This window comes from Cytobacillus massiliigabonensis (genome assembly GCF_900199725.1).
GTDB classification, from domain to species: Bacteria; Bacillota; Bacilli; order Bacillales; family Cytobacillaceae; genus Cytobacillus; species Cytobacillus massiliigabonensis.
This window is the reverse complement of record NZ_LT904904.1, coordinates 1,132,954-1,149,588: the sequence shown is the minus strand read 5'-3', so window position 1 is coordinate 1,149,588 and position 16,635 is coordinate 1,132,954. Positions and strand designations below refer to the sequence as shown.

At 38.7% G+C, this 16,635-nt stretch carries 18 protein-coding genes and 1 other annotated feature; of the genes, 1 reads left to right on the top strand and 17 read right to left on the bottom strand.

Features of this window, described 5'->3' with window-relative positions; all coding sequences use genetic code 11:
• Positions 1 to 28: 28 nt before the first annotated feature.
• Positions 29 to 252 (bottom strand) — a binding site (T-box leader).
• Between the two features lie 203 nt (positions 253 to 455).
• From C1726_RS16815 to C1726_RS16795, 4 genes are all read right to left on the bottom strand, one after another.
• Entirely contained in the window at positions 456 to 1,370 is a 915-nt protein-coding gene (locus C1726_RS16815; protein WP_407642033.1) for an SDR family oxidoreductase, read from the bottom strand.
• A 346-nt stretch (positions 1,371 to 1,716) separates the two neighbouring features.
• Positions 1,717 to 2,493 carry a 3-hydroxybutyrate dehydrogenase gene (locus C1726_RS16810; protein WP_102274204.1) on the bottom strand — a complete coding sequence of 259 codons (777 nt, stop codon included), beginning with the start codon at positions 2,491 to 2,493 and terminating at the stop codon, positions 1,717 to 1,719.
• Between the two features lie 48 nt (positions 2,494 to 2,541).
• Entirely contained in the window at positions 2,542 to 3,861 is a 1,320-nt protein-coding gene (locus C1726_RS16805) for a GntP family permease (protein ID WP_102274203.1), read from the bottom strand.
• A 308-nt stretch (positions 3,862 to 4,169) separates the two neighbouring features.
• Positions 4,170 to 5,534, bottom strand: coding sequence for a sigma-54 interaction domain-containing protein (locus C1726_RS16795; protein ID WP_102274201.1), 1,365 nt, complete (start codon positions 5,532 to 5,534; stop codon positions 4,170 to 4,172).
• Between the two features lie 130 nt (positions 5,535 to 5,664).
• Between C1726_RS16795 and C1726_RS16790 the strand changes: the two genes are divergently transcribed.
• A complete protein-coding gene (locus C1726_RS16790; RefSeq protein WP_102274200.1) occupies positions 5,665 to 6,009 on the top strand; it encodes a hypothetical protein in 345 nt (114 codons plus the stop codon).
• 590 nt (positions 6,010 to 6,599) lie between these two features.
• On the opposite strand, the gene C1726_RS16785 is transcribed toward C1726_RS16790, so the two are convergent.
• The 13 genes from C1726_RS16785 to C1726_RS16725 form a co-directional block, all read right to left on the bottom strand.
• Positions 6,600 to 7,781, bottom strand: coding sequence for an MDR family MFS transporter (locus C1726_RS16785; RefSeq protein WP_102274199.1), 1,182 nt, complete (start codon positions 7,779 to 7,781; stop codon positions 6,600 to 6,602).
• A gap of 334 nt (positions 7,782 to 8,115) precedes the next feature.
• Positions 8,116 to 9,546, bottom strand: a complete 1,431-nt coding sequence (locus tag C1726_RS16780) for an ammonia-forming cytochrome c nitrite reductase subunit c552 (RefSeq protein WP_102274198.1) — start codon at positions 9,544 to 9,546, stop codon at positions 8,116 to 8,118.
• Positions 9,539 to 10,072 carry a cytochrome c3 family protein gene (locus C1726_RS16775; protein WP_235822794.1) on the bottom strand — a complete coding sequence of 178 codons (534 nt, stop codon included), beginning with the start codon at positions 10,070 to 10,072 and terminating at the stop codon, positions 9,539 to 9,541. The genes C1726_RS16780 and C1726_RS16775 overlap by 8 nt, the downstream gene beginning before the upstream one ends.
• 71 nt (positions 10,073 to 10,143) lie before the next feature.
• On the bottom strand, positions 10,144 to 10,644 hold the full coding sequence (locus C1726_RS16770; protein WP_102274197.1) for a TlpA family protein disulfide reductase: 501 nt from the start codon (positions 10,642 to 10,644) through the stop codon (positions 10,144 to 10,146).
• A gap of 15 nt (positions 10,645 to 10,659) precedes the next feature.
• The gene (locus C1726_RS16765) at positions 10,660 to 10,791 is read right to left on the bottom strand and encodes a CcmD family protein (RefSeq protein ID WP_102274196.1); all 132 of its coding nucleotides are present in this window, start codon (positions 10,789 to 10,791) and stop codon (positions 10,660 to 10,662) included.
• A 16-nt stretch (positions 10,792 to 10,807) separates the two neighbouring features.
• Positions 10,808 to 11,518, bottom strand: coding sequence for a cytochrome c biogenesis protein (locus C1726_RS16760; RefSeq protein WP_180968231.1), 711 nt, complete (start codon positions 11,516 to 11,518; stop codon positions 10,808 to 10,810).
• The gene (locus C1726_RS16755; protein WP_102274195.1) at positions 11,519 to 12,202 is read right to left on the bottom strand and encodes a heme exporter protein CcmB; all 684 of its coding nucleotides are present in this window, start codon (positions 12,200 to 12,202) and stop codon (positions 11,519 to 11,521) included.
• Complete coding sequence (gene ccmA, locus C1726_RS16750) at positions 12,199 to 12,903, bottom strand: heme ABC exporter ATP-binding protein CcmA (RefSeq protein WP_102274194.1); 705 nt, start codon at positions 12,901 to 12,903, stop codon at positions 12,199 to 12,201. Before ccmA ends, C1726_RS16755 begins: the two co-directional genes overlap by 4 nt.
• Before the next feature lie 42 nt (positions 12,904 to 12,945).
• Positions 12,946 to 13,284, bottom strand: coding sequence for a hypothetical protein (locus C1726_RS16745; RefSeq protein WP_102274193.1), 339 nt, complete (start codon positions 13,282 to 13,284; stop codon positions 12,946 to 12,948).
• Positions 13,285 to 13,289: 5 nt separating this feature from the next.
• Positions 13,290 to 13,658, bottom strand: a complete 369-nt coding sequence (locus C1726_RS16740) for a hypothetical protein (protein ID WP_102274192.1) — start codon at positions 13,656 to 13,658, stop codon at positions 13,290 to 13,292.
• A gap of 18 nt (positions 13,659 to 13,676) precedes the next feature.
• Positions 13,677 to 14,195, bottom strand: coding sequence for a cytochrome c-type biogenesis protein CcmH (locus tag C1726_RS16735; RefSeq protein ID WP_102274191.1), 519 nt, complete (start codon positions 14,193 to 14,195; stop codon positions 13,677 to 13,679).
• Positions 14,192 to 16,171, bottom strand: a complete 1,980-nt coding sequence (locus tag C1726_RS16730; RefSeq protein ID WP_102274190.1) for a heme lyase CcmF/NrfE family subunit — start codon at positions 16,169 to 16,171, stop codon at positions 14,192 to 14,194. Before C1726_RS16730 ends, C1726_RS16735 begins: the two co-directional genes overlap by 4 nt.
• A gap of 17 nt (positions 16,172 to 16,188) precedes the next feature.
• A complete protein-coding gene (locus C1726_RS16725) occupies positions 16,189 to 16,635 on the bottom strand; it encodes a cytochrome c maturation protein CcmE (RefSeq protein WP_102274189.1) in 447 nt (148 codons plus the stop codon).

Here is a 16,635-nt window from a genome sequence, read left to right as displayed (position 1 = left end):
GCAGTAATAAAAAAACCTCTCATCCCAAAATAGGGACGAGAGGATTATGTATGAATCTCCCGCGGTACCACCCACATTAATGACAAAAGTCATTCGCTTCATTCATCCTTAACGCGGAAAACGGCAAGCATTACTAGTCTTTCACACTTGCTGCTCAAAGGCGAGTTCATGATGCTTCCTGCTGACTTGCACCAACCGTCAGCTCTCTAAAAAGGATTCGACACCACTACTGCTCCTTATCGTGGCAGTTAGCTAATATTTTATTGCTATTGTATAAAATTTCCCGCCAAGATGCAAGGGGGCTCATCCTGACGGGAAATGTAATAGATAGTATATGCGTGAAAACGAGTATTTGTTCCTTGAAGCAATAATTAATAACTGAATTGAAGTATTAAGTTCTTCACTGGGTATGGTCACCAGAACATAACTTAAAATGTACTCAGAACCTTCTCTATTTAAGAATAGAGAATAATTCCTCCATTCACATGGATTGTTTGACCTGTTACATAAAATGAATGATTTGCAGCTAAGTACACAAATGCTGGGGCAATTTCAAATGGTTGTGCAGCCCGTCCCATTGGTATATCTGTGCCAAGTGTAGCTACATGTTCTGCGGGGTATGTGCTTACGGTTAGAGGTGTCCATGCAGGACCCGGAGCGACAGCATTTACACGGATCCCCTTTTCTGCTAGTGATAATGCCATTGATCGGGTGAAGGTTACTACAGCTCCTTTTGAAGCAGAGTAGTCAATGACATTTTTATCTCCTTCATAAGCAACTCTTGAGGCCGTATTGATAATTGAACTGCCTTTTTTCAAATATGGAAGGGAGGCTTTTGTCATATAAAACAATGGGAACACATTGGTTCGAAACGTATCTTCAAGTTGTTCATCTGATACATCCATAATATCTTTTGTGTATGGCTGTACAGCAGCATTATTTACCACTATATCTAAGCGTCCATATTTTTCGATCGTACTTTTTACTGCAAGTGCTGAAGTTGAAGGGGTACGGAGGTCACCTCGAATAAGAAGACAGTTGACATCAAATTGTTCAACATATTGCTTTGTCTCCATCGCATCGTATTCCTCATTAAGGTAGACAATGGTCAAGTCGGCCCCTTCTTTGGCAAAAGCTACTGCTACCGCACGTCCAATCCCACTATCCCCTCCTGTAATTAGTGCTACTTTTCCCTGCAGTTTCCCACTGCCTTTAAAGTCTGCATAGTCAAATATGGGCCGTGGAACCATCGCCCATTCCAAGCCCGGTTTCTGTTCTTGATGCTGGGGTGGAAAGGCAATTGGCTGTTGAACGACCTTTTGTATAACACCAAGATAAGGGTAGACTGGGTAGCCCTGGCTCATGCTCATGCATCCTCCCCTAACAATTGATTAATAACAGGAATTGTTACATACTTTCATAACTGTTCCCTCAACAATATCAACCTATAATTTTTTTGGATCAAACGATCATTTCGTGGCTTATTTCGATTATCTTGTAACATGGAAATTCACCTTGTAATCCTTTTTCGAATTAGATTATGTCATATAGGCTACTATCGTGCATGACAGTCATTATTTGTTTAAAAAAGCAGCATAGTATACGAAAAAAGAACCTAAAAAAAAGTTCAGAGCCATACGACTCTGAACTTTTTTTGTCCTATTAATAATTTTTCCCACAACCACATTCCATCAATTCATCTACCCATTTTCTCATTTACTGAACCGTATATCCTCCATCAATAACGATTGCTTGACCTGTTATGCCTCTTGCCGATTCACTTGACAGAAAAATAGCATAGTCAGCAACCTCTTCAACTGTTAACAGCCTCTTTTGAGGAACTAACGGAAATATGATTTCTTCAAGAGCCTTATCGATAGGAACATTCCTCGTTGCTGCAAGGTCATTAAGCTGATTGCGGACAAGTGGTGTATCAATATAGCCCGGACAAATGGCATTAACCGTAATCCCCATTTCCGCTGTCTCTAATGCCGCCACTTTTGTTAACCCTATTACCCCATGCTTCGCACTATTGTATGCTGCCTTTCCTGCAAAACCTACTAATCCATTGATCGATGCCATATTAATAATCCGTCCAAATTTTTGCTGCTTCATGATTGGCAAAGCATGTTTGATTGAAATAAAAGGAGCCGTGAGCATAACCTTGATAAGAAATTCGAATTTTTCTGTTGGAAAATCTTCAATCATTGACACATACTGAAGCCCTGCATTATTTATGAGAACATCAAGTCTGCCGAAAAGCCGAACGGTTTCTTGAAAACAGAAATTAATATCTTCTTCAGAAGTAACATCGCATTTTAAGCCAATGGCTTTGCAGCCTTCATTCTGTAATTTTTCTGCCGCTCGTTTCACAGACTCTTCTTGGATATCTGTTAAAACAATTGCAGCACCATTGGCTGCAAATCTTTTCCCTATTTCATAACCGATGCCTTGTGCCGCACCGGTAATAAAAACTACCTTTTTCTGAACCATGTACAAACTCCTTTCGAAAAACAATGCTAGAAAAAGAAATTCCTAGACTCAGATGCCAAGTCCAAAAGAGAATAGAATAATAGCAATTGCAACCCCTATTAACGGTACAATGACCGTGACAGCACCAACTGCCCCATAGGCATCCTGATGGCTCTCTCCGCAAATGGAGCGGACCGTAGTTACAACATATCCATTATGAGGCAGTGAATCAAGTGCACCGGACGAAACCGCAGCAACCCGATGCAGCGCTTCCGGGTTAACTCCCATATCCATATAGTGTGGTGCTAAAAGAGGAAGTGCAATGACCTGTCCTCCAGAGGCTGATCCAGTTATTCCAGCAATTACACTCACGGCGATCGCCGCACCGATTAGCGGACTTCCCGGGATGCTGGTCATAAAATCCACGGCTGTTTCAAATGCAGGTACTGCCTTTGCCACACCGCCGAAACCGACAACAGCTGCTGTATTTCCAATGGCAATTAATGCACCTAGCGTTCCTTCAGAGACAGCATTCCAGAAGTCTTGGAAATACTTGCGATTTAGTAGATAAGTAGCGATTACTCCACCTAATAAAGCAATGATTAATGCTGATTGTTTAAGAGAATCGTGGAAAATGAATGATATAATAAGTACTACGATTAATGGCACTGCTCCCATAAGCGGGTTCGGCAACTTTTTATCTACTGATACAGGATCTTTTTCTCTTGCTATAAATGTTTCTCCTCTTTGAACTGCTTTAGTGATCATTCTCTTCAGCCACCAATAGCCAAATATCATCATAAAGACAGCAACGATTATACTAACCTCCAAGCCAGCATATGGCGTTGTACCAAGATATTCAATTGGAATCCAGTTTTGAATTTCTGGAGACCCAGCTGAGGTCATCGTAAATGTAACTGATCCGAAGGCAAGGGCAGCTGGAATAAATCTTCTCGGCAAGTTTGCTTGCTTAAATAAGCTTAAAGCCATTGGATAAACTGAAAAAGCTACAACGAATAAGCTGACACCGCCATAGGTTAAGATCGCACAGGAAACAACAATGGCAAGAACCGCATACTTCATTCCAAGCTTATCGACAATCAGCTTGGAAACACTATCAGCTGCCCCGCTATCCTCCATTACTTTTCCAAAAATAGCACCTAATAAAAACATTAAATACCATGAGGTAACAAACCCGGAAAACCCTGACATATAATTGCCAACCAGATTCGCCTCACCTTCTCCGGCAAGCTGCGGAAAAAGCGGCATCCCGCTAAAGACGGCAACAAATATCGCTGACAAAGGACCTACGACAAGAAGATTCATTCCACGCATGGTTAAAAATATTAATAATGCCAATCCACCAATTAACCCAATCATGCTAAGCATTCCAGTTCCTCCTTTATTTTGAGTTTGGAGCTCACATCACCTTTTTTCGCTATTCCATCCCCCTTTTGAAAATGATTACATTTCAAAATAATTTCTGGCAAGGTACAAAATGTTCCTCTATTTTATTTATTGCAAGTAGCATGCCAAAAGTAAAAAGCGATAAGGAACAGGAAAATTTGAAAATTATGTGAACTTTATTTCCGGAAATCTGGAATCCCTCAAATGAATTAGCTTCATAAAAGCCTTTGTTGATTGATGAATACAAAGAAAGTCCAGAATTCCGGAACGCCTTCCGAAATTCTGGACGACTAATGGTCAATTTCATATTTTTTAAGTTTTTCATACAATGATGACTTACTAATCCCGAGAGCCTTTGCTGCTTCTAGTTTATTGTTATTGTATTTTGCTATGCTTTGAAGTAATATTCGCCTTTCCGTCTCTTCGATGATTTCCTTTAATTTCTTCTTTCCGACAGGAAAAAGTGATGACTCCTTCAAATAATCGGGAAGTGAAGCCAAAGTAATCACTTCATTGTTTGTCAGATGAATGGCTGCTTCAATCACATTCTCCATTTCTCTAATATTGCCTGGCCAGCTATATTGCTGAAACCTTTCAATTACATCCTCATCTACAGACATGATTCTTTTTCCTGATTTTTTCGTAATTTTTTTTATAAAATAATCCATTAAAATAGGAACATCTTCCATTCGCTCACGCAAAGGGGGAATTGTGAATGGCACAACATTTATTCGATAAAACAAATCTTCTCTGAATCTTTTCTCTTCCATCATTTTTTCAAGCGGACGATTCGTAGCAGCAATAATTCTTACATCAATATGAACAGGTTCAGTTGATCCTACACTCTCCACTTCGCCTTCCTGTAAAGCTCTTAATAGCTTTACTTGCATATTGATTGGCATATCACCAATTTCATCTAAAAATAATGTCCCTCCATCGGCCAACTGGAACTTTCCCTTTTTTCCACCTTTTCTAGCTCCAGTAAACGCGCCTTCCTCGTAACCAAATAATTCTGATTCCAAAAGGTGCTCTGGAATGGCTCCACAATTTATCTTCACAAAAGGCTGGTGGCTTCTGTTGCTTAATTGATGAATGCTATGTGCAAATAATTCCTTGCCTGTCCCGCTTTCCCCGCGGATTAAAACGGAGATGTCACTTGCAGCAATCATCTTTACTTTATCTTTTAAGCTCTGAATTTGCTTCGAGTTTCCAAGAAGATCATCTAAGCTATATTTCACACTGCGGTCAATTTCTTGGATATAGCTTTGAATTTTCGTCAGCATGCTTTTTACATGACTGTTCATTTTCATCCATTCCTTTGTATCGCGAAAAAAAACAGTCCCAAATGCGCCAACCACATGATTATTTGAAACAATTGGAATGCGGTTAGCAATCATATAGTTACCTCTTATGTACTGAAGATCTGCAATTTCCTCTTTTCCCGTTGCAGCAACAATATGCATCCGTGAGTTTTCTATTACCTTGGAAACATGAACACCAATCACTGTATCGCGCTCTACTTCTAGAAAATCACAGTAATTTTTATTTATATAAATGATCTTGCCCTCTTTATCTACAACAACAAGCCAGCCAAAAGCATTTTCCACAATGGTCTCGACAATATCAATTGGTATATCTAATAGTGCACTCCTCATTTAGATCTCCTATCCGAAATAATTTCCTATTATCTTATCACACTTTTCAGAAAATTCATCATTGAGATGTATGTACAATCACATTTTTGCCTATACCGATAGTGAACAATACAGTAGGGAGTGGATGGAAATGAAGGGAATTTATATAATAAACGAGCTATGGCAAGCGGAAAGCCTTACTAAAGAGCAGAGTATGGAGGTACAGAAACACGCTTTGCAAACTTATTTAAATGAACACCAAATTACTGCGATAAAGCTTAACCCTTTGCAATTAAACGACTACTATACCATTCCGCATGCACTATTGTATGATTTAAAACAGCAATCTGAGATTTCTTTAGACTGTCTAGTCCTTTTTTCAGAAAGTGCAATCGCAGATTTTATTTATTCCTATCCAGCAAGATGGATCCTATTAAAAAGTTTTTTCGACAAAGTCGTCTTCGTTGAACAACATTATAAAGATATTGCCATATGACCTTTTGATTATCATAACGGCTCCCTTTTGTATGCTAAACATCTAATAAACACACCATGATGTGGCATGCAATTTTTTATAACTGTGAACTCTGATAATCAAATGAAACTATTTTCCCTTTGATAGCTTGTATTCAGGTATTCATACACTTGATGAAGGACTTACTTCGCATGGTCGAACCGATTTCGGGCTTTCATCCCTTGGATGATGGACCTACTTCGCATGGTCGAACCGATTTTGGGCTTTCATCCCTTGGATGATGGACCTACTTCGCATGGTCGAACCGATTTCGGGCTTTCATCCCTTGGATGAAGGACCTACTTCGCATGGTCGAACCGATTTCGGGCTTTCATCCAAGGGATGAAGGACTTACTTCGCATGGTCGAACCGATTTCGGCTTTCATCCCTTGGATGAAGGACCTTTTTCTCGTTTGCCGACCTAAATGGAGCCTTCATAGACTTATTCTTTGTTATTTTCATGTTGGCATCTCAATAGTAGCCCCTTATAATTATCGCTAATTCAGCTTTTGTTCCTATCCACCTAAAAAGTACAAAAAGCAGTGGTTTTCCCACTGCTTTTCCTGTCGTATTTAAGACACGTGTGCCAATTGCTTCTTTTCTTTAATTTTCCGATCATAAATCAAAGTAGTAAAAATTGAAATGACAAGCAGAATTATGAGAACTGTAAATAGCATGGAAGTTCCGTAAACATCGACTAGAACCCCTCCTAATAATGGTCCGATCATTCTGCCGCCAGTTGCTGTACTGTTGACGATCCCTTGATAAAAGCCTTCCCTTCCCTTAGGTGCTAAATCATTTGCAACTGTCGGGACGGCTGGCCAAATAAACATTTCTCCAATTGTTAAAATAATCATTGCTGTAAGAAAGATTGGGAACTCTTTTGCACCTGCTGTCAAAGCAAATGAACCTATAAAAATAATAATTCCTATATTAATTTGTGTTTTGAGTGATTTAATGCGCTTCACAAAGATATTGACTAGGGGCTGACCAAGTACGATCAATGCACCATTAACTGTCCAAAGGAAGCTATATTGCTTTAATGTAATATTTAACTCCTGTGTAAAGGCTGCAATTGTCGTCTGCCATTGAACATATCCGACCCAGCACAATAAATATCCGAGGCAAAGAATTAATAAAGCATATAGCTTTGTATGGTTTTTTACACCGGTGTTTTCTTTTAAAATTGAACTCTGTGAAACTGAAATAGTATTAATCTTTCTATACCCTGAAACAGCAATGATAAGAAAAATGACATACATTAGTGTATTTGCTAAGAAAATCAATTGAAAGGAATAAGAAGCAACAAACCCACCAAGTGCAGCACCTACTGCAACCCCTAAATTTTGTGCGACATACATCGCATTAAAGGCTTTTCTTCCTCCTTCTTTCCAAACAGAGCCTGCCATCGCAAACATCGATGGAAAAACAATGCCTGCTCCAAAACCAGCAATCGTTAAAAAGATGACATACATTGGCCAGCCATGCCAAAAGGTTAAACCAATTAATGAAAATAACGAGATTCCAATTCCAAGCAAGACTGATTTATAACCGCCAATTTTATCAAAAAGTGCTCCTCCAAATAAATTTCCGATCACCGTTGCCCCAGAGTTCAACATGAGCACGATTCCCGCAACTGACAATGATTTCCCAAGATGGTCATGAATGTAAATCGTGTTTAAAGGCCATAAAAAAGAAGAGCCCGTAACATTCACTGCCATCCCAATAACTAATAGCCATAAGACACGTGGCATGAAAAAGAACGCTCCTTTCATAAAAAGACTAAAAAGCGCCTTAATTAGGTCGCTTTCACCAAGATCATTCTATCTTAAAATTTGTTCATATTCTTCTATATGTGAAATTAAGATTCTCTTTATTTCGTATTCCAAAGTAAATTTTATTGCTTTTTTATTGTCCTTGCAATAAGTATTTCGCCTGCTAATTAAATATAAAAATTCAGAAAAATCAAATTGTGAATTATTTAGAAAATGGAGTGAGTTAATTGACACCTATTCAACATTTTGACACAATAAAGAAAACACCGTACAAACTAAGTTTGTACAGTGTTTTCATAGCTTACTTTATTCTCTATTTTGGAGGAGGCTGCTGTGCTGGAAAGTAGCTGTTGGTCGCATGCTCTTTCTTTTTTGCGTTATCTTTTTCTTCTGAAACAGCCTTCTTCACTTTTTCAATTTCTTCTTTTAATTCATCGATATTGACACCTTTTTTAACAAGCTCTTCTGTGGCAATTTGTATCGCTTTATTGGATTCATCGCTTGAAACTCTTAAAGCCTTCATTCCACCTTGCGGGTTATGGAAACCTGCTCCGCTTTCAGCAGCGACAATATCCCAGAACCATTGACCTTTACGGATATGTTCTTGAGCTTCTTTTATTTTATCTTCACTTACCCCAGAAGTAATCATTTTATTTACATAGTAATGCGCACTAATAGAGATGTCCTCCGCTTTATGCAAACCTTCCATGTGTGTATCTTGTATTTCAGCTACTCGCTTTTCCAGATCTTCAAGTTCACGATCACTATGGCATGTTGCACATGACTGATCCATTGTTTTAAGTGGTGATTGCCACCAATGAGAACTAATTTTCTTCTTGCCGTCTACCCGTTCATATGGCATATGGCAGTCAGAACATGTGACGCCAGCCTGTCCATGAGGCCCTTCCATATGCGTCTCAAAATCTGGATGCTGCGCTTTAACTATTGGCGTACCTGAAACATTATGAATAAAATCTTGTTGAAAGCCATTTTCTTTTGCTGTTGTTTCATAGTATTCATACATTTCTTCTGGTTTGAAACCATTATTCCATGGGAATGTTACTTCACTATTTTCTGCTGCAAAGTGGTATTCCACGTGGCATTGTGCACAGACATAGTTTCTCATATCATTTTTCGTTGCATTAGAAACATCAATGCCTTGCGCCTCCATCCCTTTAATAAAGCTTGGGCGAGTAATACGCAAATCCATTGTTTCAGGATCATGACAGTCAGAACAGCCAATTGGAGAATGACCCATAGATTCTGCCTTTGGCCAAATAACATCGTTAAAGTTGCCTCCCCAATAGTCATCGCCCATTTCTTCAATCATATGCGGAACTGCTGTTGATTTACATGTTAAACAAGATCCGATTGATTTATCAGTTATCCGTGCAGTTGCACGCACATCTTCATTTGCATAAATATGTCCGCGGTCTTCATTATAGTCTGTTGCAAATCCATAACCATTAAAAAGAACTGGCAAATATGGCTCTTTATCCTGGTCGAACTTACTTCGTTTGACTGAACCGCTATATTTAGTATCCTTAGTATCCTCTGCGTTTTTCTGATAACTGTCATATTGAAGCGGGAATAAATCTTTAAACGCCTCATTGCTGATTTCATCTTTTGACAATCCAGTCTTCGCATCTTCTGCAGCAGTGGTAGCATCAGAGCTTGAACAGCCTGTAATAATCAGTATGACAGCAGCCAGGGAGAGTAATAACCATCTATAAGTCCTAGCCATTGTTCATCGTACCTCCTTTGTTTTCTAAAAGCTCACCTGGTTTAGGCGGTTTAAAATAATCCTCTGTTTTAAAGCCATTGCCATGCGGGATTGCCTGATGACAGCTGGAACAGCTATCCTTCGCATCGTGTGAGACATTATCCAATGTACTCTCGTGGCAATCAATACAGTTCTGATTAATTGCATCTGTTGAACCTTCCGTTGCTATTAACACATTAGGAATCTTTTCTGCCCCTAGCGTATTGTAATATACATGACCAAGACCAGATTTCGCTTTAAATACGAGCTTATTTGCTAACGTATCATGCGGCAAATGGCAGTCACTGCAAGCAAGCGTCGCATGAGTAGAGTCCGCAAAGGTATCATGAGCACTTGTCATAATGTGACAGCTTTGACAGAATTCAGGGGAATCTGTATAAGCAAAGGTTTTCACCGTCACAACAGATAGAACAATTCCTGCAAATAATCCAATAAATATTAATAATCTTTTATCAATGGCTAATAGCTTTTTAAGCATTCTTCTCATCTTTTTCACCTCCTCTAAAAATAATGAAAAAGCATATATTAAAATGCTGATTTAGCATTTTAAACCAAGAATTAGTGAATACTTTCAATTATTTCTATCAAGCTTTTCTTCGTTGTCGGCCCAGAAAATCTTTCGAAAATAACGCCATTTTCATCGATTATGATTGTTTCAGGCTGACCAATAACATTGTATTTCTTCGAGATTTCCTCTTTCGTATCGAGTAAATAGAGTAATTTAGAATTCGATTCCTTTTTATATTTCTCTATTCTCTTTTTTGTTTCGCCTTTTGCAATGATATATAGCTCGGCACCTTCATATTCAGCTCCAAAAGCCTCAAGCTCGGGTGCTTCATCTATACAAGGCTGGCACCAAGTGGCAAAAAAGTTCAAAACTACAATCTTCCCTTTGCTGTCAGATAATCGATATTCCTTTCCTTCCGTATCCTTTAATTGAAAATCTATTGCCTCATCACCAGGAATTGCAGATGCCTTGCCGCTCATCCCATTGATGAGGATTCCAAGGACACCTGCAACAATAACTAATACGATGATTGGAATAACTTTTTTTCTCATTTCCTTCACCTGCTTTTATTGTTCTGATTTCCAATCCTCGAGAACTTTAAGCTCTTTTTTCAAATCCGTTTGGCGTTTGCCTAAAATGAATATATACCCTGCAAGTAAAGCCCAAATAACTGTGTATGCCATAAATAAATAACCCATACTATTCTCCTCCTATTTAACTTGCTAATTTTTCAATCACTTTTGCTTTCGCTTTTCTTACAGTTAGACGCATTTTTTCAATCTCAATGCCTTTACGCATCATGAATAAATAAAGCAAGGTAATCGTGCCAATACAGAATAATAAAGTAACAAGCATATCAGGCTCAACGCCTCCGCCACTTTGGTTCTTCCCTTCGCCGAAAACGACCGGGTGAAGTTTTGTATTCCACCAGCGAATGGCCATAAATACAATCGGTACATTGATACACCCTATAATTCCAAAAACAGCAGATAGCTTCGCAATTTTTTCCCAAGTGCCCTCCATTTTTCGAACAAATAAATAGGCAATATAGATGAATAGCAGAATAAGAACCGTTACGAGCCGGGGCTCCCATGTCCACCATGTATTCCAGGCTGACTTCCCCCAAATCATCCCCGTTAATAAAGTAATTGTTGTAAAAACCACACCTATTTCTGCAGAAATTCCAGCCTTGATAAAACGGGATTCAGTCGGTTTTTTTAAAGTAAGGACACAATAATATCCAACAACAAAGAATGCGAGGAATGCAACCCACGCTGTACTGACATGGAAATAAAATATTTTTTGGGAGGCACCCATTTGTTTTTCAATAGGCGACCAAATAAAAATTAAATATAAAGAAACGAACATAGCTGGTACGAGCAATATATACAGCATTCGATCGAAAAACGCAGACGGTTGTTTCATCTATGATCCCTCCATTAAATATTCAAATAAGAAAAAGCAAGCTGCAAAAAACAATAGATTATATCCAGCCATAAGCTGTAGCCATGAAACGGCATCCTTAATGCCTTCCTGTCCTAGCACAATTTTTGTTGCCTGAACGGCGCCAATCATTAATGGACTTAACAGCGGCAATAATAAAACTGGCAGCAGCATCTCGCTATTTTTCGCATTTGCAGCAAGTGCCGCAAGAAATGTTCCGATTACAATGAATCCTATAGTAGCTGTAAGGACTATTAAAAGAAACCAAATCATATCACCATGAAATCGGTAATCAAAAAGCAGAAATAATATGGGAATACTAATCAGCTGAACTATGATAACGAGAACTAGGTTAGCAGCTACCTTGCCAAGAAAGATACTAGATGGGTCAATTGGTGCCACTCTCAATCCTGTTAAGCTATCATTCTCCTGTTCCGATATGAATGAGCGATTCAGCCCAAGCAGACCAGAAAATATCGTAATCACCCAAATCAGGCCAGGAATAATCGCTTTTACGGTATTATTCGTTGGATCAAATGCAAAGCTGAAAATCAAGATGACCAAACTTGAAAAGATAATCATCATTCCTATGGTTTGTTTCGACTTCAATTCATTCCGCAAGTCTTTTGCGGCAACCGTTAAGGCATCTGCAAGAATTATCTTCATTTCCCGCTCACCGCCGCTTCGTACCATTTCTTAAAGGATATCAATTCTAATTGCGAATCAATATTCTTATCACTGACAACTCTTCCTTTATTCAAAATAAGCACCCGATCACAGACATTTATCACCTGTTCGAAATCATGTGAGATTAATAGGATCGAAATTCCTTGTTTCTGTCTCTCTTTAATCAATTGATTTAGCAGCGAGACCGCTTCTTGATCTAATCCAGTATGCGGTTCATCGAGAAGAAGGTATTCAGGTTCTGCAAGAAGAACTCGGGCAATGGCCAATCGCTGGATCATTCCCCTGGAGAAGGAACGGATAGGTATATCTTTAAAATAGTGAAGTCCAACTGATTTAAGGAGCTCCAATCCTTTTTCCTCAACATTTTTTACCTTGTATAACTTACCGTAGAATTGTAAATTCTCTAACGGTGTCAAAGCATTGTATAAAAATGACTCATGTCCGAGGTAACCGATTCTTTTTTTCAAAAGATGAGTTTTCTTCTTTATCTGCTCTCCGTTTAGAAAAATTTCTCCACTTGTAGGCTGCATCAGACCTGCAGCGAGCTTAAAAAAGGTACTCTTCCCGGCCCCATTTGGTCCGATAACAGCAACACTCTCCCCAGGAACTAAGGTCAGAGAGAAATTTCTTAAAATCAGCTTGTCACCAATTACTTTTGTAATATCTTTTAGCTCAAGCATATACTTCAACTCTTTCTGATTATGAGAATAGACTGTATCTCATTAAGTAAATTGAATCAGCTCACTTTTTACATATTTAAGATGAACCTCATATTCTTTCATTCTTGTAATATAAAGTTCATCAGTAATCTTTCCCTGCTGTTTTTGCTGATCAAGCTGGGCCATTTGTTTTTCTATTACCTCCTTCTTCTTTAAGAGCAGCTGAAATTGGCTTTCATCATGATCAAACTCTTGTCTAAAAGCGAGGGTTCTTCTTTGAATAATGACAATCATGACAGTTACGACTACTAGAAATATTAATACAGCATGAGGGTCAAACATATTAAGGAAAGGTGTCCCCAGCCAAAAGTTAACAAGCCAATCTGGATGATATGGAGGCATTTCAATCACCCCTTATCCTTTTTTGTTTTTCGTATTTTATTCAATTCCTTTAGAATTTCTCGATCTACAATATCCAAATCTCGGTTTCCCTTAGGCTGGCTTCTATTTTGTTTTGTTTCTGATTTTAAATAACTAGCCGCAAGTGTGTGATATTGCTTTTTCATCCTTTCAAAATCATCTTGAATCAACTTCTTCATAAGAAAGTCCATTTCCAATTCATTTACTGCTGCATAGATCATTTCTAAGGGCATTTCTGCTTCAGTTTCTCCTGAATTGCTATAGCTTTCTCCACCTCTATTAAAAAAGGGAGAAACGATAAAGTAAAAACAAGTAATAATGATTACTGATCCTAGGAGTAAAAAAATGTAATCCATAATGATTGCTCCTTTTGTTCAAAAGTGCTTTCTCCGCTCTTCTTCAAAGGTAATTTCAACAATTTCCTTTTCCATCTCAGTCATTTCGTCACAGTCCAAGGATATTGTTTCCTTGCCGCCATTTTTATTCGTTAATTTCTTAATGCCAAAGCCTACTATGATTGCTCCTAATAAAAACCCGAGTGCTGGAGTGATCCAGGCGATGATCCCGCTCCCTTCTGCTCCTGGGGTGCGTAATGCTGCCTGGCCATACTCATCAATATAGGATTGAAGGATCTCTTTTTCAGACTGTCCCTGATTTAATGCCTCAATCACTTCCTCATAATAGACTTTTTTAATGGAACAAGTAGAAATATCATGATCAGCGTGTCCTTGCATATCTAATTGATTAATAATCGATTGAAATTCCTTGGAATTGTAATCGAATTTTGTATTTGCTTTTACCCTTTTATCATCAAAACCCAGGTCAATCAGAATGATCGAAGCGATCATAGCGAGTGAGCATTTTATCATTTGCCTTCTTGTTATTTCTTTCATGCCCGAACACCCGCCTGCCGACCATTCACTCTAAAGAATGCAGATGGCTTTCCGCCAATAAGTGCGATGGCTGTTCCGATTATCATCAAAATTCCTCCTGCCCAAATCCAGCTGACAAAGGGATTAATTTTCACGACAAAAGTCACTTTCTCTTTGCTTTCCCAGGAACTGAGCACGACATATAAGTCCTCTTTCCAATTAGTTTTTATTGCTACTTCTGAAGAAGGCTCTGGCCATGTTCCATAAAATATTTTCTCTGGATGGATAGTACCGCTGCTTTTTCCTTTATATTTGACATAAATATCGGCAGCCACAATTCCATTTCCCTTTTCTTCCGTTTCTGTCAGTTCGTTAAAGGTAAGCTCATAATTCCCGACATTAAAGCTTTCACCCTGATTAACTGTTTTCATCATTTCTTCAGAATAAGCATTAGAAGAAATAACTCCAACTGCAATAACCGCAATCCCAATATGAACGATATAGCCTCCGTATCTTCGCTGATTTTTCTTAGTTAATTGGAATGCTGCCTTTATAAATCCTTCTTTCGTTGCTTTTCTCCTTGCTTTTATCCCACGCCAAAACTCAGCAAGATGTACATTAAACATGAACACAGTAACTGTTAACCCAATAATGGCATAGATCCCTCGCACCCCCATCACCACAAGCAATCCTGCGAATAAAAGGGCGGCGACTATTGGAGCAAGAGTATTTTTGATAAACCGCTCGAAAACCGCCTTCTGCCACGAAATAAGCGGACAAATAGCCATTAAGAACAGAAGAGCGAGCATAATTGGTGCCATTACTTTATTAAAGTAAGGGGCACCCACGTTTACTTTCGTCCCCGTCAATGTTTCAGAAATCAGCGGATACATCGTTCCAAAGAAAACAGCAAATGCGGCGGCAACTAAAATGAAATTATTTAGTAAGAAGCTGCTTTCCTTTGAAAAATAAGCCTCAATTGGTCTGCTTTCCTTTTTAATCAGCTGATAACGAGTAATAACGACATAAATAGCAAAGATCATCATAAATGCCATGAAGATTAAGAAATAGGTTCCTAGATTGCTATCACCGAAGGCATGAACACTTGTTAAAATACCGCTTCGGACAAGGAAAGTGCCAAAAAGAGAGAGAATATAAGACAAGATAATCAGACTTACATTCCAAGTTCTGAGCATATTTTTCCGTTCCTGAATCATAACTGAATGAAGAAAGGCAGATACTGTCAACCAAGGTAGGAAGGAGGCATTTTCTACTGGATCCCATGCCCAATAACCGCCCCAGCCAAGTTCAAGATAAGCCCACCATCCGCCGACAATATTGCCGATTGTTAAAAAGAGCCAGGCAGTTAATGTCCATCTTCTCGTTAATTTAATCCACCCTGCATCCATATTCTTCATTAGCAATGCTGCAATCGCATAAGCAAATGGCACCGCAAGTCCGACATACCCCATATATAAAGTGACAGGATGAATGACCATTCCAGGATTTTGGAGCATTGGATTCAGTCCTTTTCCATCCGCTGGAATTGTCTCTGTCATCTCGAAAGGATTTGCGTTAAAAACCATCACAATGTAGAAAAATAGCAGATTTAACAATAAAATGTTTGAAACATACGGAATCATATTGTTTTGTTTTTTCTTGCTTAGCACAATTACAGCAGCATAAATACTTAATAAGAATGCCCATAGCAGCAAGGATCCTGCATTTCCTGCCCAAAAAGCAGCAAGCTTATAAACGAGCGGAAGCTGATTATTTGTGTAGGCTGCCACATATTTGAATTGAAATTGACTCGTGCCAAGAATATAAAAAAGCAGGAAAGCAGATATGCTCGTCACAAAAGCAAGTGATAAGATTCCTCCTCTAGCACTTTCCAACCATTTTCTATCATTTTTTTTGATGCCGATGATGTTGGCTGCTAAAGAGTAAACTGAAATGACGATGCCTAGTATAAGTGCGATATTGCCGATTAGATACATGTTGTCACCCGCCTGTCTTATTCATCCTGCTTATTTTCGTTCATGTTTTTATGCATTTTCGCGTCATAGTTTTCCGTATCTTCTCCTTCATACTTTGAAGGGCATTTTGTCTGTACCTTCTCTGCTTCAAACACTCCATCATCCTTTATAAACCCTTCAACAATTACAATGACATCCTCAGAAAAATTATCAGGCTTTACGCCATTATAAATAATAGGAAGGGACGAACTGCTTTCTTCATCAGCAATTTCGAATGTCAATTCAATCTTATCTGCATCCCATTTCACTGAATCTTCTTTTAGAAGTCCTTGTGTCAGAACGTACTCGTCCTTATAGTTCCCGGTAAGCAATTCATCGATTGAAATCTCCTTGCTCCCTGCACTCGGCATAGTAGAAAAAAACATGATCATAATCGCAACTGCAACAAGTGACAAACCAAAGATAATTTTTTTGTTTTTAGACAT

What these genes read in the sequence shown, in the direction of transcription:
- C1726_RS16805 (WP_102274203.1), bottom strand. Translation starts at nt 3,861, where the DNA reads ATGCTTAGCATGATTGGGTTAATTGGTGGATTGGCATTATTAATATTT.
- C1726_RS16810 (WP_102274204.1), bottom strand. Translation starts at nt 2,493, where the DNA reads ATGGTTCAGAAAAAGGTAGTTTTTATTACCGGTGCGGCACAAGGCATC.
- ccmA (WP_102274194.1), bottom strand. Translation starts at nt 12,903, where the DNA reads ATGCTTGAGCTAAAAGATATTACAAAAGTAATTGGTGACAAGCTGATT.
- C1726_RS16770 (WP_102274197.1), bottom strand. Translation starts at nt 10,644, where the DNA reads ATGAGAAAAAAAGTTATTCCAATCATCGTATTAGTTATTGTTGCAGGT.
- C1726_RS16780 (WP_102274198.1), bottom strand. Translation starts at nt 9,546, where the DNA reads ATGGCTAGGACTTATAGATGGTTATTACTCTCCCTGGCTGCTGTCATA.
- C1726_RS16785 (WP_102274199.1), bottom strand. Translation starts at nt 7,781, where the DNA reads ATGCCACGTGTCTTATGGCTATTAGTTATTGGGATGGCAGTGAATGTT.
- C1726_RS16740 (WP_102274192.1), bottom strand. Translation starts at nt 13,658, where the DNA reads ATGGATTACATTTTTTTACTCCTAGGATCAGTAATCATTATTACTTGT.
- C1726_RS16790 (WP_102274200.1), top strand. Translation starts at nt 5,665, where the DNA reads ATGAAGGGAATTTATATAATAAACGAGCTATGGCAAGCGGAAAGCCTT.
- C1726_RS16795 (WP_102274201.1), bottom strand. Translation starts at nt 5,534, where the DNA reads ATGAGGAGTGCACTATTAGATATACCAATTGATATTGTCGAGACCATT.
- C1726_RS16755 (WP_102274195.1), bottom strand. Translation starts at nt 12,202, where the DNA reads ATGAAGATAATTCTTGCAGATGCCTTAACGGTTGCCGCAAAAGACTTG.
- C1726_RS16745 (WP_102274193.1), bottom strand. Translation starts at nt 13,284, where the DNA reads ATGCCTCCATATCATCCAGATTGGCTTGTTAACTTTTGGCTGGGGACA.
- C1726_RS16775 (WP_235822794.1), bottom strand. Translation starts at nt 10,072, where the DNA reads ATGAGAAGAATGCTTAAAAAGCTATTAGCCATTGATAAAAGATTATTA.
- C1726_RS16760 (WP_180968231.1), bottom strand. Translation starts at nt 11,518, where the DNA reads ATGAAACAACCGTCTGCGTTTTTCGATCGAATGCTGTATATATTGCTC.
- C1726_RS16765 (WP_102274196.1), bottom strand. Translation starts at nt 10,791, where the DNA reads ATGGGTTATTTATTTATGGCATACACAGTTATTTGGGCTTTACTTGCA.
- C1726_RS16730 (WP_102274190.1), bottom strand. Translation starts at nt 16,171, where the DNA reads ATGTATCTAATCGGCAATATCGCACTTATACTAGGCATCGTCATTTCA.
- C1726_RS16725 (WP_102274189.1), bottom strand. Translation starts at nt 16,635, where the DNA reads ATGTCTAAAAACAAAAAAATTATCTTTGGTTTGTCACTTGTTGCAGTT.
- C1726_RS16815 (WP_407642033.1), bottom strand. Translation starts at nt 1,370, where the DNA reads ATGAGCATGAGCCAGGGCTACCCAGTCTACCCTTATCTTGGTGTTATA.
- C1726_RS16735 (WP_102274191.1), bottom strand. Translation starts at nt 14,195, where the DNA reads ATGAAAGAAATAACAAGAAGGCAAATGATAAAATGCTCACTCGCTATG.